Raw genomic sequence first — 12,565 nt, 5'->3', positions numbered from 1 at the left:
GCGAGCTTACTGCCTTCCCTGGCCCTACGCGCATTTCCGTACGGCGGTGCCCGCCGGCAAGAGCACACATGGACATCACCCAGCTGCTGGCCTTCTCGGTCAAGAACAAGGCATCCGACCTGCACCTGTCTGCCGGCCTGCCGCCGATGATTCGCGTGCATGGCGACGTGCGTCGCATCAATGTCGACCCGCTGGACCACAAGCAGGTCCACGACATGGTGTACGACATCATGAACGACGCCCAGCGCAAGGCCTACGAGGAGACGCTGGAGTGCGACTTCTCGTTCGAGATCCAGGGGCTGGCGCGCTTCCGCGTCAACGCGTTCAACCAGAACCGGGGCGCGGGCGCCGTGTTCCGGACCATCCCGTCCAAGATCCTCACGCTCGAGCAGCTCAACGCGCCCAAGGTGTTCGCCGAGCTCGCGCTCAAGCCGCGCGGCCTGGTGCTGGTGACCGGGCCGACCGGCTCCGGCAAGTCCACCACCCTGGCGGCGATGATCAACCACCTCAACGAGAACCAGTACGGCCACGTGCTGACGGTGGAGGACCCGATCGAGTTCGTGCACGAATCCAAGAAGTGCCTGGTCAACCAGCGCGAGGTGGGCCCGCACACGCTGAGCTTCGCCAACGCGCTGCGCTCGGCGCTGCGCGAGGACCCGGACGCGATCCTGGTGGGCGAGATGCGCGACCTGGAGACCATCCGCCTGGCGCTGACCGCGGCCGAGACCGGCCACCTGGTGTTCGGCACGCTGCACACTTCGAGCGCGGCCAAGACCATCGACCGCATCGTCGACGTGTTCCCCGCGGCCGAGAAGGAGATGGTGCGCGCGATGCTGTCCGAGTCGCTGGTCGCGGTGATCTCGCAGACGCTGTGCAAGCTCAAGGACGGCTCGGGCCGCATCGCGGCGCACGAGATCATGCTGGGCACGGCGGCCATCCGCAACCTGATCCGCGAGAACAAGATCGCGCAGATGTACTCCGCGATCCAGACCGGCAACAGCATGGGCATGCAGACGCTGGACCAGTGCCTGTCCGACCTGGTGCGCCGCAACCTGATTTCGCCGGCCGAAGCGCGCGCCAAGGCCAAGTTCCCGGAGAACTTCCCCGGCTGACGCGCCGGGCGCGGCCGCCCGCGAGTGCAAGCATCCCCCATGAAAAAGCTGATCGAGAAACTCAAAGGCGGCGCTTCCACCCCTTCGCAACCGGCTTCCGCGGCAGCCAGCGGCGAAGACTCCGGCTTCTTCTCCACCATGTTCCAGGAGCGTTCCGACGAGGATGCCCGGTTCGCCACCTGGGCGGAGCGCGCCCGCGAGGTGGAGGCGCAGCCCCATGACCGCGCGCGCGGCGCCGCGCGCTTCGCCGAGCTGTGGGGGGTGGACCGCTATGTCGCGACGCTGGAGCGCGACGAGCTGGAGCGCATGGCGCAGTACCTCGAGTTCGTCGAGGTGCCCGCCGGCAAGGAAGTGATCGGGCAGGACGAGCAGGGCGACTACATGCTGATCGTGCTCGACGGCACCATCGCGGTCGACCGCGTGCAGCCCTGGGGCGGCCGGGCACGGCTGGCCGAGGCGCATGCCGGTGACATGCTGGGCGAGATGTCGCTGCTCGACGCCGGCTCGCGCTTTTCCGCCTGCACCACCGTCACGCCGTGCGTGCTCGCGGTGGTCGACGCGCAGGGGCTGGATCGCATGATCATGCAGGAGCCGCGCCTCGGGCTCGCGCTGCTGGCCTCGCTGGCGCGGCGGCTGTCGCTGCGCCTGCGCCAGGTCAGTGCCCGCCTGAGCGCGCTGCTGTCGCGCAGCTGAACACGGCGCTGCGCATCATTTCGAGTTTGCTGACACCGATCGGACCGACGCCATGGAACGAGATCAGGCCTCCAAATTCATCAACGACCTGCTGCGGCTGATGATCGCCCGCAACGGCTCGGACCTGTTCCTGACGGCCGACTTTCCCCCGGCCATCAAGGTCGACGGCCGCGTCACCAAGGTCTCGCCCCAGCCGCTGACCGGGCAGCACACGATGGCGCTGGCGCGCTCCATCATGAACGACAAGCAGGCCGCGGAGTTCGAGCGCACCAAGGAATGCAACTTCGCGATCGCGCCGCAGGGCATCGGGCGCTTCCGCGTCAACGCCTTCGTGCAGCAGGGCCAGGTCGGCCTGGTGCTGCGGGTGATCCCGCAGACGCTGCCGACCATCGACGCGATGGGCCTGCCGCAGGTGCTCAAGGAAATCGCGATGACCAAGCGCGGCCTGGTCATCATGGTGGGCGCGACGGGCTCGGGCAAGAGCACGACGCTGGCGGCCATGGTCGACTACCGCAACGAGAACTCCTACGGCCACATCATCACGATCGAGGACCCGGTCGAGTTCGTGCATCCGCACAAGAACTGCATCGTCACCCAGCGCGAGGTCGGCATCGACACCGACGGCTGGGAGGCGGCGCTGAAGAACACGCTGCGCCAGGCGCCGGACGTGATCCTGATGGGCGAGATCCGCGACCGCGAGACGATGGAGCACGCGGTGGCCTTCGCCGAGACCGGCCACCTGTGCATGGCCACGCTGCACGCCAACAGCGCGAACCAGGCGCTGGACCGCATCATCAACTTCTTCCCCGAGGAGCGCCGCGCCCAGCTGCTGATGGACCTGTCGCTCAACCTCAAGGCCATGGTCTCGCAGCGCCTGCTGCCGCGCCAGGAGGGCAAGGGCCGCATCGCGGCGGTCGAGATCCTGCTGAACACGCCGCTGATCTCCGAGCTGATCTTCAAGGGCGAGGTCGCCGAGATCAAGGAGATCATGAAGAAGAGCCGCGAGCTGGGCATGCAGACCTTCGACCAGGCGCTGTTCGACCTCTACGAAGGCAACTTCATCACCTACGAGGACGCGTTGCGCAACGCCGATTCGGTCAACGACCTGCGGCTGCAGATCAAGCTCAACAGCCAGCGCGCGCGCAACGCCGACCTGGCGGCCGGCACCGAGCACCTGACCATCGTCTGAGCCCGTCGCCACCCGGCCCCGAGCCCCGCCGAGCGGCTCGGGGCCTTCGTCGCTTGAGGAGCATCGAATGAGCACGAAGACCTACGACCCCATCACCCCGCATGCCGTCGCCTTCATCGGCCTGGGCGTGATGGGCTATGCGATGGCCGGCCACCTGGCCCGTGCCGGGCACAAGGTGACGGTCTACAACCGCACCACGGCCAAGGCCGAGCGCTGGGTGCAGGAGTACGGCGGCACGCTGGCGAAGACCCCGGCCGAAGCGGCGCAGGGCGCGGACATCGTGTTCGCCTGCGTGGGCAACGACGACGACCTGCGCAGCGTCACGACCGGCGAGCACGGCGCCTTCGCCGCCATGAAGGCCGGCGCGATCTTCGTCGACCACACCACCGCCTCGGCCAACGTCGCGCGCGAGCTGAGCGCGATCGCCCGCAAGCGCGGCTTCGCGTTCGTCGACGCGCCGGTCTCGGGTGGCAACCTGGGCGCCATCAATGGCGTGCTGACCGTGATGTGCGGCGGCGACGCGGCCGCGTTCGAGAAGATGAAGCCGGTCGCGATGGCCTATTCGAAGGCGGTCACGCTGCTGGGCGACAGCGGCGCAGGGCAGCTGGCCAAGATGGTCAACCAGATCTGCATCGCCGGCCTGGTGCAGGGCCTGTCCGAGGCGATCGCCTTCGGCCAGAAGGCGGGCCTGGACATGAACGCGGTGCTCGACGTGATCAGCAAGGGCGCGGCGCAGAGCTGGCAGATGGAGAACCGCGGACCGACCATGGTGCGCGACGAGTTCGACTTCGGCTTCGCGGTCGACTGGATGCGCAAGGACCTGGGCCTGTGCCTGGACGAAGCCCGCCGCAACGGCGCGTGCCTGCCGGTCACCGCGCTGGTCGACCAGTTCTACGCCGAGGTGCAGGCCATGGGCGGCGGGCGCTGGGACACTTCCAGCCTGATCCGCCGGCTGCGCTGAAGCGCTGCCACCCGGGCGACGCAAAAGGCTCCCGCGGGAGCCTTTTGCGTTTGGGGCGAGGCGGGTCTTACTGCGCCGCCGGGTCGGTCCTGGTGTCGGCCGGCTCGGTCTTGGGCAGGATGCGGGCCAGCTCTTCCTCGCTGACGATCTCGAACACGCGCACCACCTTGCGCACGCCGCTGACGCTGCGCGCCAGGTCCGAGGCGCGGTTGGCCTCGCGCTCGGTGACGATGCCCATCAGGTAGACGATGCCGCGCTCGGTGACCACCTTGAACGCGTTGGCCTGGATGTCGCGCGCGTCGACCAGCGTGGCCTTGACCTTGCCGGCCAGGATCACGTCGCTGGAGCGCGAGGCCAGCGAGCTCTTCTCCATCACCGCCAGCTCGTTGACGATGGAGCGCACGTTCTCGATGCGCGAGACCGCCAGCTCGATGGCCTGCTTGTCTTCCTCGGTGGGCACCTCGCCGGTCAGCAGCACCATGCGGTTGAAGCTGGTGGCGTTGACGTGCACGCGGTCGCCGGCGACTTCCTTGATGCGGTTGATCGCCTTCAGTTCGATGGCCTGGTCCTCGACCTGGGCGCCGGAGGTGCGGCGGTCCAGCGCGACCATCACGCCGCCGACCATCGCGCCGCCGACGACCAGGGGAGCACAGGCCGACAGCCCGGCAGCGAGCGTGGCGGCAGCAAGGGCGGCCACGACCGGGCGGGTCATGGCGCGGGCCAGAAACGAGGAGGTACGGGTGCGGGTCATGCGTGGTCCTGTTCTCCGAGCAATTGGGTGTCGATCGCGTCGCACAGGCAGTGCAACACGAGCAGGTGGACTTCCTGGATGCGTGCGGTGCGATCGTGCGGCACGCAGATGTGCACGTCGGTTTCCGCCAGCAGCTCCTTGATCTTGCCGCCGCCGCGCCCGGTCAGGGCCACGACGGTCATTTCCTTGTCGTGCGCGGCCTGGATCGCCTCCAGGACGTTGGCAGAGTTACCGCTGGTCGAGATCGCCAGCAGCACGTCGCCGGGCTGGCCCAGGGCCTGCACCTGCTTGGAGAAGATCCGGGCAAAGCCGTAGTCGTTGCCCACCGCCGTCAGCACCGAGGTGTCGGTGCTGAGCGCGATGGCCGCGAGGCCGGGGCGCTCCCGCTCGAAGCGGCCGACCAGTTCGGCCGCGAAGTGCTGCGCGTCGCCGGCCGAGCCGCCGTTGCCGCAGGCGAGTACCTTGCCGCCCGCGGTGATGCAGCCGACGATGGCCTGCACCGCATCGGCGATCGGACGCGCCAGCAGGTCGGCTGCCTGGTATTTCAGGTCTGCGCTTTCGAAAAACTGTTGTTGTATCCGTTGTTCCAGCATGGCTGGGGGCGGTCCTCGAGGGAATGGAGGGAGGCACCGGCGCGCGGTCCGATGCGGGAGGGATCATAAGTCACGGCCGTGTGACCCCATGTTTCCGGCAGGGTTCCACGGGGTTCGCAACGGCGTGCTACGAGGCCTCGAATGCCGCCTTGAACCACTGCAGGCCGTCGCCGTCGATGGCCACCACGTCGAAGCGGCAGGGCGGCGGGGTGCGCAGCTGCAGCAGGTAGTGCTGCGCGGCGCGCACGATGCGGCGCTGCTTGGCCGGCGTGACGCTGGCCGCCGCGCCGCCGAAGCCGCTCGAGCGGCGCTGCCGCACCTCGACGAACACCAGCGTGCCGTCGCGCTCGCGCAGGATCAGGTCGACCTCGGCGGCCGGCCGTCCCGGGCCGCCCGCGACGCGATAATTGCGCTGCACCAGTTCCAGCCCCGCGCGCCGCAGGTGCGCCAGCGCGCGTTCCTCCCCTTCATCACCCAGGGCCTTCGTCGTGACCATCGACGCCTCGTTGTTGTTGCAGGCTGCCGCCGAGGCGGCAGGCGGCCAGCAGTATCCCGCAAGCGCGCTCTACGTGGTCGCCACGCCGATCGGCAACCTGGCCGACATCACGTTGCGCGCGCTGCACGTGCTGCAGCTGGTCGACGCCGTGGCCTGCGAGGACACCCGCCATACCGCGGCGCTGCTGCGCCACTACGGCATCGAGCGGCCGCTGCTGGCGGTGCACGAGCACAACGAGCGCGAGGCCGCGCAGCGCGTGGTCGAGCGGCTCGCCGCCGGGGAGCGCGTCGCCTACGTGAGCGACGCCGGCACCCCGGCGGTGTCCGATCCCGGCGCGCGGCTGGTGGCGGCGGTGCAGCAGGCCGGCCACGCCGTGGTGCCGGTGCCCGGCGCCAGCAGCGCCACCGCGGCGCTCAGCGCCGCAGGCGACGTGCAGCCCGGCGGCTTCCGCTTCGTGGGCTTCCTGCCCACCAAGGCGCGCGAGCTCGAGCAGGCCGTGCAGGACCTGGCGCGCCGGCCCGAGGCACAGGTTCTCTTCGAGGCGCCGCACCGCATCGAGGCGCTGGCCGCCGCGCTGGCGCAGGCCGCCGGCGCGCGGCGGCTCACCATGTGCCGGGAGCTGACCAAGCAGTTCGAGACCATCGCGACGATGACGGCCGCCGAGCTGCCCGCCTGGCTCGGGACGGACGCGAACCGGCGCAAGGGCGAGTTCGTGCTGGTGCTGCACGGCCAGGCGCAGGCCGCCGACGATGCGCTGGCGCGGGCCGAGCCGGCGCTGCGGGCGCTGATGGAGGCGCTGCCGCTCAAGCAGGCCGTCGCGCTGGCCGCACAGCTGACCGGCGCGCCGCGCAACCCGCTCTACGAGCGCGCGCTGCAGCTCAAGGGCGAGTGAGGCTCAGCGCTCGACGATCAGCGGCACCAGCTTGAGCGCGTCGCGGATGCGCTCGGCGATGCCCGCGGCCTCGTCGCGCGTCGCATACGGCCCGGCCTGCAGCCGGAACAGCGAGGCGTCGTCGAACACCGCCAGCAGCGGCGAGAGCCAGCCTGCCTCGTCCGCCACCTGGCGCCGGAAGCTGTCGGCGCCCTCGCGCTGGCGGAACGCACCCAGCTGCACCCAGAAGCCGCCGCTCGCGGGCGCCGCCGCAGGCGCCGGGGCGGGTGGGGGCGCCGGCGCGGGTTCGGCCGCAGGTGCAGGCGCCGCGGGGGCGGCGGCCACCGTCACCGGGGCGGCGACCGGGACGACCGCCGGGGCGGGCGCAGGGACGGGTGCCGGTGCGGGTGCGGGGGGCGGCGGGGCAGGGGCCTGGGCCACCGCGGTGGCCTCGGGGGCGGGGCTGCGCTGCCAGGTGCCGGCACGGATGTCGGCGTGCGTGATGCGCTCGACTTCCACCATCGCGCTGCCCTGCTGCACGAAGCCCAGCTTCAGCGCCGCGGCATAGCTGAGGTCGATGATGCGGCCGTCGTGGAAGGGCCCCCGGTCGTTGACGCGCACGATGACCTCGCGCCCCGAGGCGAGGTGGCGCACGCGTGCGTAGCTGGGCAGCGGCAGCGTCGGGTGCGCGGCGGTCATCTCGTACATGTCGTAGGGCTCGCCGCTGGCCGTGGGCTTGCCGTGGAACTTGCGTCCGTACCAGGACGCGAGCCCACGCTGGCGGAACGGTCGGTCGTCGGTGATCGGCATGAAGCTGCGTCCGAGCGCCGTGTACGGACGCAGCGTGCCGCGGGCATAGGGCTCGATGCGGGGTTCGGCATCCGGCTTCGAGGACAGTCCGGCGGGCGGGTTGGCGCCCGGGCCGTCGTCCTTGTAGTAGCCGCCGCCGCGCTTGGGCGCCGAGCCGCAACCGGCCAGCACGGCGGCTGCACACAGGGCCGCGGCCAGTGCCGGCGCGCGCAGGGAGGGGGGCAGGCCAGACATGGGGCGAAGCGTAAACGACCCGGCCCGCCCTGCTCAAGCGCGATTCGTGACCGGTCGCACGCCCGGCGCGCCCGTGTTGTGCGAGCATCGCATCGCTTTACAAAGGCTTTACCTGTCGGACACGTGCGCGCCAAGCGCGTGCCCCATCATCCCGCACCATGGCATTCCGTGTTTCTCCCCTCGTACGCAACGTCCTGCTGGCCGCCGTCGTCGCGGTGGCCGCCTTCGCCGGCTGGCGCTACTACGCCGCCCGCACGGCGCAACCGACCTACGTCACGGCCGAGGTGCGCCGTGGCGCGATCGAGGACACCGTGCTGGCCACCGGCACGCTGATGGCCTACAAGCAGGTCAACGTCGGCGCGCAGGTGTCCGGCCAGGTCAAGTCGCTCAAGGTCGCGCTGGGCGACCGCGTGAAGAAGGGCCAGCTGGTCGCCGAGATCGACTCGATGACCCAGCGCAACGCGTTGCTCAACGCCGAGGCGGCGCTGGCCAACGTGCGCGCGCAGCTGCGCTCGGCCGAGGCCCAGCTCGAGCAGCAGCGCCTGACGCTGCGCCGCCAGGAGCAGATGCGCGCGGCCGACGCCACCTCGCAGGCGGACCTCGAAGCGGCGCAGGCGGCGTTCCGCACCAGCCAGGCCAACGTCGAGGCGCTCAAGGCCCAGGTCGAGCAGGCGCGCATCAGCCTGGAGACCGCCAAGGTCAACCTCGGCTACACGCAGATCACCTCGCCGATCGACGGCCAGGTGGTGGCGGTCGTCACCGAGGAGGGCACCACGGTCAACGCCAACCAGTCGGCCCCGACCATCATCATCGTCGCGCAGACCGACGTGATGACCGTCAAGGCATCGATCTCCGAGGCCGACGTGGTCACCGTCAAGCCGGGCCAGCGCGTGTACTTCACCGTGCTGGGCGAGCCCGAGCACCGCTATGAAGCCACGCTGCGCACCATCGAGCCGGCCACCGACGCGATCGCCAGCAGCAGCTCCGGCGGCGCAGGCGGCAGCTCGTCCAGCAGCGCGACCAGCGCCACGGCGATCTACTACAACGGCCTGTTCGACGTGCCCAACCCGGACGGCAAGCTGCGCATCTCGATGACGGCCAACGTGCACATCGTGCGCGGCGAGGCGCGCGATGCGCTGATCATCCCGTCCTCGGCGCTGGGCGCAGTGCAGGGTGACGGCCGCCGCGTGGTCAAGGTGCTCGACGCGCAGGGGCGCGTGCAGGAGCGCCTGGTGCGCGTGGGCATGGACAACAACGTGCAGGCCCAGGTGCTCGAAGGCCTGAACGAAGGCGAGAAGGTCATCACCGGCACCGCCGCCCCGGCCAGCGCCCCGCAAGGCGGGCAGCCGATGCGCATGCCGCGGAGGCTGTGATGGAGCGCCCCGACCCCCGTCAGCTGGCCGGTGCCGCGGCCGCCGACGAGCCGCTGCTGAGCCTGCGCGGCATCTGGCGCGAGTTCCCGGCCGGCGAAGGCACGCTGGCGGTGCTCAAGGACATCAACCTCGACATCCGTGCCGGCGAGATGGTGGCCATCGTCGGCCAGTCCGGCTCGGGCAAGTCGACGCTGATGAACATCCTCGGCTGCCTGGACCAGCCCACGCGCGGCAGCTACCGCATCGGCGGGCGCGAGGTCGCCACCCTGGATGCCGACGAGCTGGCCGCACTGCGGCGCGAGTACTTCGGCTTCATCTTCCAGCGCTACCACCTGCTGTCGGACCTGACCGCGCAGGGCAACGTCGAAGTGCCGGCGGTCTATGCCGGCGTGCCGCGCGAGCAGCGCCACGAGCGTTCGCGCCAGCTGCTCGAGCGGCTGGGCCTGGGCGAGCGCATGCAGCACGTGCCGGGCAAGCTCTCGGGCGGCCAGCAGCAGCGCGTCTCGATCGCGCGGGCGCTGATGAACGGCGGCAGCGTGATCCTGGCCGACGAGCCGACCGGCGCGCTGGACACGCATTCCGGCGAGGAGGTGCTGAAGATCCTGAGCGAGCTGCACGCCCAGGGCCACACCGTCGTGATCGTCACGCACGACATGAAGGTCGCGGCGCACGCGCAGCGCATCGTCGAGATCCGCGACGGCGAGATCGTCTCCGACCGGGCCAACCCGGACGCGCCGACCGCCACCGTGCCGCAGGGCGCCGCACCGGGGGCGCTGCAGGAACGCGGCGGCACCTACGCGAGCCTGGGGCGCCATGCCGACCGGCTGGCCGAAGCCTTCCGCATGGCGCTGATGGCGATGAACGCGCACCGCATGCGCACCTTCCTGACCATGCTCGGCATCATCATCGGCATCGCCTCGGTGGTGTCGGTGGTCGCGCTGGGCGAGGGATCGCGCCAGCAGGTGCTGGCCAACATCAGCGCGATGGGCACCAACACCATCGAGATCTACTCCGGCACCGGCTTCGGCGACCCGCGCGCCAGCCGCATCCGCACGCTCAAGCCTTCGGATGCCGACGCACTGGCGCAGCAGGCCTACGTGGACAGCGTCACGCCCAACGTGAGCACGTCGCTGACCGCGCGCTTCGGCAACACCGAGGCCTCGGTGACGGTCAGCGGCGTGGGCGAGCAGTACTTCCGCGTGCGGGGGCTCACCATCGCCGAGGGCATGGCCTTCGACCGTGCCGCGGTGCAGCAGTACGCGCAGGTCGCGGTGATCGACGACAACGCGCGCCGCGCGCTGTTCCCGCGCACCGACCCGGTCGGCCAGGTGCTGCTGCTGGGGGGCATGCCGGTCTACGTGGTGGGCGTGACGGGCAAGAGCACCGGCTTCGGCGCCAGCGCCGACAGCCTCAACGTCTACGTGCCGTACACCACCGCGATGTACCGACTGCTGGGCCAGCCCTACCTGCGCAGCATCACGGTGCGGGTGGCCGACGACGCGCCGATGAGCGCCGCCGAATCCGGCATCAAGCAGCTGATGACGCGCCTGCACGGCCGCGAGGACTTCTACATCCTCAACACCGACAGCATCCGCCAGACCATCGAGAGCACCACGCGCACGATGACGCTGCTGATCTCGTCGATCGCGGTGATCTCGCTGCTGGTGGGCGGCATCGGCGTGATGAACATCATGCTGGTCAGCGTCACCGAACGCACCCGCGAGATCGGCGTGCGCATGGCCGTGGGCGCGCGGCAGGCCGACATCCAGCAGCAGTTCCTGATCGAGGCGGTGCTGGTGTGCCTGTGCGGCGGCATCCTGGGCATCCTGGGCGCGCTGGCGTTCGGCGCCGTGTTCGCCCGCTTCTCGAGCGACTTCACGCTGTCGTTCTCCGGCCTGTCGATGCTGGCGGCGTTCGCCTGCTCGACGCTGATCGGCATCGTGTTCGGCTTCCTTCCGGCGCGCAGTGCGGCGCGCCTCAATCCGGTGGACGCGCTGTCGCGCGACTGATCGAGCGATGAACCGACTTTCCTCCCGTCCCTCCGTTTCCCTGCGTCTGGGCGCACTGGCCCTGGCGCTTGCGATGGCAGGCTGCAGCACGCTGCGCACGCCCTACGAGCGGCCGGCCGCCGAGCTGCCCGCCGCGTGGTCGACCACCCCGGCGGCGTCGACCTCGGCAGCGGCCGCCCCGGCCGACCGTTGGTGGCGCGCCTTCGATGACCCGACGCTCGACGCGCTGGTCGACGCCGCCTTCGCGCGCAACAACGACCTGGCCGCCGCCGCGCTGGACCTGCGCCGTGCGCAGCTGCAGGCCGGGCTGGTGGATGCGGCCGGCCGGCCCTCGGTGTCCGGCTCGGTGAGCGCCCAGGGCCGCCGCGAGCTGGACGGCGACGCCCGCACCACGCGCAGCTTCGGCGCCAGCGTCAACGTCAGCTACGAGATCGACCTGTGGGGCCGCGTCGCGAGCGTCAACGACGCCGCGCAGTGGGAAGCCACGGCCACCGAAGAGGACCTGCAGGCGGCCACGCTGTCGATGGCCGCGACGGTGGCGCGCCTGTACTGGCAGCTGGGCTACCTGAACCAGCGCATTGCCAGCGCGGAGGCCAGCGTCGCCCATGCCGAGCGCACCCAGGAGCTGGTGCGCACGCAGTACCAGGCCGGGGCGGTGTCGTCGCTGGAGCTCAACGAGGCGGCGCAGGCCGTGGCCTCGCAGCGCGCCTCGCTGTCGGCCCTGCAGCAGCAGCGCACCGAGACGCGCCATGCGCTGGCGCTGCTGTTCGACCGCGCCCCGGGGGCCGGCGCGCTGGCCGATGTGCTGCCGCAGGAGCCGCAGGCGCTGCCCGACCTGGAGCTGCCGCCGGTCGCGCCGGGCCTGCCGGCCGAGCTGCTGGGGCGCCGCCCCGACCTGCGCGCCGCCGAGGCGCGGCTGCGCGCGCTGCTGGCCGACGCCGACGCGACGCGCGCGAGCTACTACCCGGCGCTCAGCCTCACGGCGGGCCTGGGCAGCGCGAGCACCGCGCTGGTCAACCTGCTGTCCAACCCGTATGCGGTGCTGGGCGCGGGCCTGACACTGCCGTTCCTGCAGGTGCAGCAGCGCCAGCTCGACAACGAGCTGGCGCACACCGCCTACGAGCGCGCGGTGGTGCAGTTCCGCCAGACGCTCTACACCGCCTTCGGCGAGGTCGAGGACGCGCTGTCGGCGCGCGCCGAGCTGGCCGAGCAGGGCGCGCGGCTGCTGCAATCGCTGCAGTCGGCGCGCGAGGTCGAGCGGCTCTACGAGGTGCGCTACCGCAACGGCGCAGTGCCGCTGAAGAACTGGCTCGATGCCCAGGAAAGCCGCCGCCGCGCCGAGGATGCACTGGCCGAGAACCGGCTCGCGCAGCTGAACAACCAGGTGGCGCTGTACCTGGCCCTGGGCGGCTCGATCTGAGCGCAAGGCGGCGCGCCGCCTGACAGAATGGGGGCTCGCGCGCCGCGCACGTC

12 protein-coding genes are annotated in these 12,565 nt (G+C 70.9%); 8 read left to right on the top strand and 4 right to left on the bottom strand.

Annotated features, from left to right (window positions below; all coding sequences use genetic code 11):
* Positions 1-68 precede the first annotated feature (68 nt).
* The 4 genes from IS481_RS17205 (at position 69) to IS481_RS17190 (ending at position 3,955) form a co-directional block, all read left to right on the top strand.
* A complete protein-coding gene (locus IS481_RS17205; protein ID WP_104356388.1) occupies positions 69-1,112 on the top strand; it encodes a type IV pilus twitching motility protein PilT in 1,044 nt (347 codons plus the stop codon).
* A 39-nt stretch (positions 1,113-1,151) separates the two neighbouring features.
* Positions 1,152-1,805 carry a cyclic nucleotide-binding domain-containing protein gene (locus IS481_RS17200; RefSeq protein WP_104356387.1) on the top strand — a complete coding sequence of 218 codons (654 nt, stop codon included), beginning with the start codon at positions 1,152-1,154 and terminating at the stop codon, positions 1,803-1,805.
* A 52-nt stretch (positions 1,806-1,857) separates the two neighbouring features.
* Positions 1,858-2,994 carry a PilT/PilU family type 4a pilus ATPase gene (locus IS481_RS17195; protein WP_104356386.1) on the top strand — a complete coding sequence of 379 codons (1,137 nt, stop codon included), beginning with the start codon at positions 1,858-1,860 and terminating at the stop codon, positions 2,992-2,994.
* A 67-nt stretch (positions 2,995-3,061) separates the two neighbouring features.
* On the top strand, positions 3,062-3,955 hold the full coding sequence (locus IS481_RS17190; protein ID WP_104356385.1) for an NAD(P)-dependent oxidoreductase: 894 nt from the start codon (positions 3,062-3,064) through the stop codon (positions 3,953-3,955).
* A gap of 67 nt (positions 3,956-4,022) precedes the next feature.
* Here IS481_RS17190 and IS481_RS17185 read toward each other — a convergent pair whose 3' ends face one another.
* From IS481_RS17185 to IS481_RS17175, 3 genes are all read right to left on the bottom strand, one after another.
* A complete protein-coding gene (locus tag IS481_RS17185; RefSeq protein ID WP_232529351.1) occupies positions 4,023-4,706 on the bottom strand; it encodes a BON domain-containing protein in 684 nt (227 codons plus the stop codon).
* Positions 4,703-5,299 carry a phosphoheptose isomerase gene (locus IS481_RS17180; RefSeq protein WP_104356383.1) on the bottom strand — a complete coding sequence of 199 codons (597 nt, stop codon included), beginning with the start codon at positions 5,297-5,299 and terminating at the stop codon, positions 4,703-4,705. Before IS481_RS17180 ends, IS481_RS17185 begins: the two co-directional genes overlap by 4 nt.
* Before the next feature lie 127 nt (positions 5,300-5,426).
* Positions 5,427-5,795, bottom strand: a complete 369-nt coding sequence (locus IS481_RS17175; protein WP_104356382.1) for a YraN family protein — start codon at positions 5,793-5,795, stop codon at positions 5,427-5,429.
* Between IS481_RS17175 and rsmI the strand changes: the two genes are divergently transcribed.
* A complete protein-coding gene (gene rsmI, locus IS481_RS17170; RefSeq protein ID WP_104356381.1) occupies positions 5,788-6,687 on the top strand; it encodes a 16S rRNA (cytidine(1402)-2'-O)-methyltransferase in 900 nt (299 codons plus the stop codon). The two genes, IS481_RS17175 and rsmI, sit on opposite strands and share 8 nt — an antisense overlap.
* A gap of 3 nt (positions 6,688-6,690) precedes the next feature.
* Here rsmI and IS481_RS17165 read toward each other — a convergent pair whose 3' ends face one another.
* Positions 6,691-7,710: a septal ring lytic transglycosylase RlpA family protein gene (locus tag IS481_RS17165; RefSeq protein WP_104356380.1), complete on the bottom strand. Its 1,020-nt coding sequence runs from the start codon at positions 7,708-7,710 to the stop codon at positions 6,691-6,693.
* 158 nt (positions 7,711-7,868) lie between these two features.
* Between IS481_RS17165 and IS481_RS17160 the strand changes: the two genes are divergently transcribed.
* Genes IS481_RS17160 through IS481_RS17150 form a run of 3 tightly spaced genes read left to right on the top strand, consistent with a single transcriptional unit; the run spans position 7,869 to position 12,512 of the window.
* The gene (locus IS481_RS17160; RefSeq protein ID WP_104356379.1) at positions 7,869-9,083 is read left to right on the top strand and encodes an efflux RND transporter periplasmic adaptor subunit; all 1,215 of its coding nucleotides are present in this window, start codon (positions 7,869-7,871) and stop codon (positions 9,081-9,083) included.
* Positions 9,083-11,092, top strand: coding sequence for a MacB family efflux pump subunit (locus IS481_RS17155; protein ID WP_104356378.1), 2,010 nt, complete (start codon positions 9,083-9,085; stop codon positions 11,090-11,092). Before IS481_RS17160 ends, IS481_RS17155 begins: the two co-directional genes overlap by 1 nt.
* A gap of 7 nt (positions 11,093-11,099) precedes the next feature.
* Positions 11,100-12,512: an efflux transporter outer membrane subunit gene (locus tag IS481_RS17150; protein ID WP_104356377.1), complete on the top strand. Its 1,413-nt coding sequence runs from the start codon at positions 11,100-11,102 to the stop codon at positions 12,510-12,512.
* Positions 12,513-12,565: the final 53 nt, after the last annotated feature.

It is taken from the genome of Caldimonas thermodepolymerans (assembly GCF_015476235.1).
Classification (GTDB): domain Bacteria; phylum Pseudomonadota; class Gammaproteobacteria; order Burkholderiales; family Burkholderiaceae_C; genus Caldimonas; species Caldimonas thermodepolymerans.
The sequence above is the reverse complement of the archived record's forward strand: the minus strand, read 5'-3'. Positions and strand labels throughout refer to the sequence as shown.

Bases quoted from the DNA above. Each gene is read 5' to 3' on its own strand.
- IS481_RS17205 (WP_104356388.1), top strand. From the start codon at position 69: ATGGACATCACCCAGCTGCTGGCCTTCTCGGTCAAGAACAAGGCATCC.
- IS481_RS17200 (WP_104356387.1), top strand. From the start codon at position 1,152: ATGAAAAAGCTGATCGAGAAACTCAAAGGCGGCGCTTCCACCCCTTCG.
- IS481_RS17195 (WP_104356386.1), top strand. From the start codon at position 1,858: ATGGAACGAGATCAGGCCTCCAAATTCATCAACGACCTGCTGCGGCTG.
- IS481_RS17190 (WP_104356385.1), top strand. From the start codon at position 3,062: ATGAGCACGAAGACCTACGACCCCATCACCCCGCATGCCGTCGCCTTC.
- IS481_RS17185 (WP_232529351.1), bottom strand. From the start codon at position 4,706: ATGACCCGCACCCGTACCTCCTCGTTTCTGGCCCGCGCCATGACCCGC.
- IS481_RS17180 (WP_104356383.1), bottom strand. From the start codon at position 5,299: ATGCTGGAACAACGGATACAACAACAGTTTTTCGAAAGCGCAGACCTG.
- IS481_RS17175 (WP_104356382.1), bottom strand. From the start codon at position 5,795: ATGGTCACGACGAAGGCCCTGGGTGATGAAGGGGAGGAACGCGCGCTG.
- IS481_RS17165 (WP_104356380.1), bottom strand. From the start codon at position 7,710: ATGTCTGGCCTGCCCCCCTCCCTGCGCGCGCCGGCACTGGCCGCGGCC.
- IS481_RS17160 (WP_104356379.1), top strand. From the start codon at position 7,869: ATGGCATTCCGTGTTTCTCCCCTCGTACGCAACGTCCTGCTGGCCGCC.
- IS481_RS17155 (WP_104356378.1), top strand. From the start codon at position 9,083: ATGGAGCGCCCCGACCCCCGTCAGCTGGCCGGTGCCGCGGCCGCCGAC.
- IS481_RS17150 (WP_104356377.1), top strand. From the start codon at position 11,100: ATGAACCGACTTTCCTCCCGTCCCTCCGTTTCCCTGCGTCTGGGCGCA.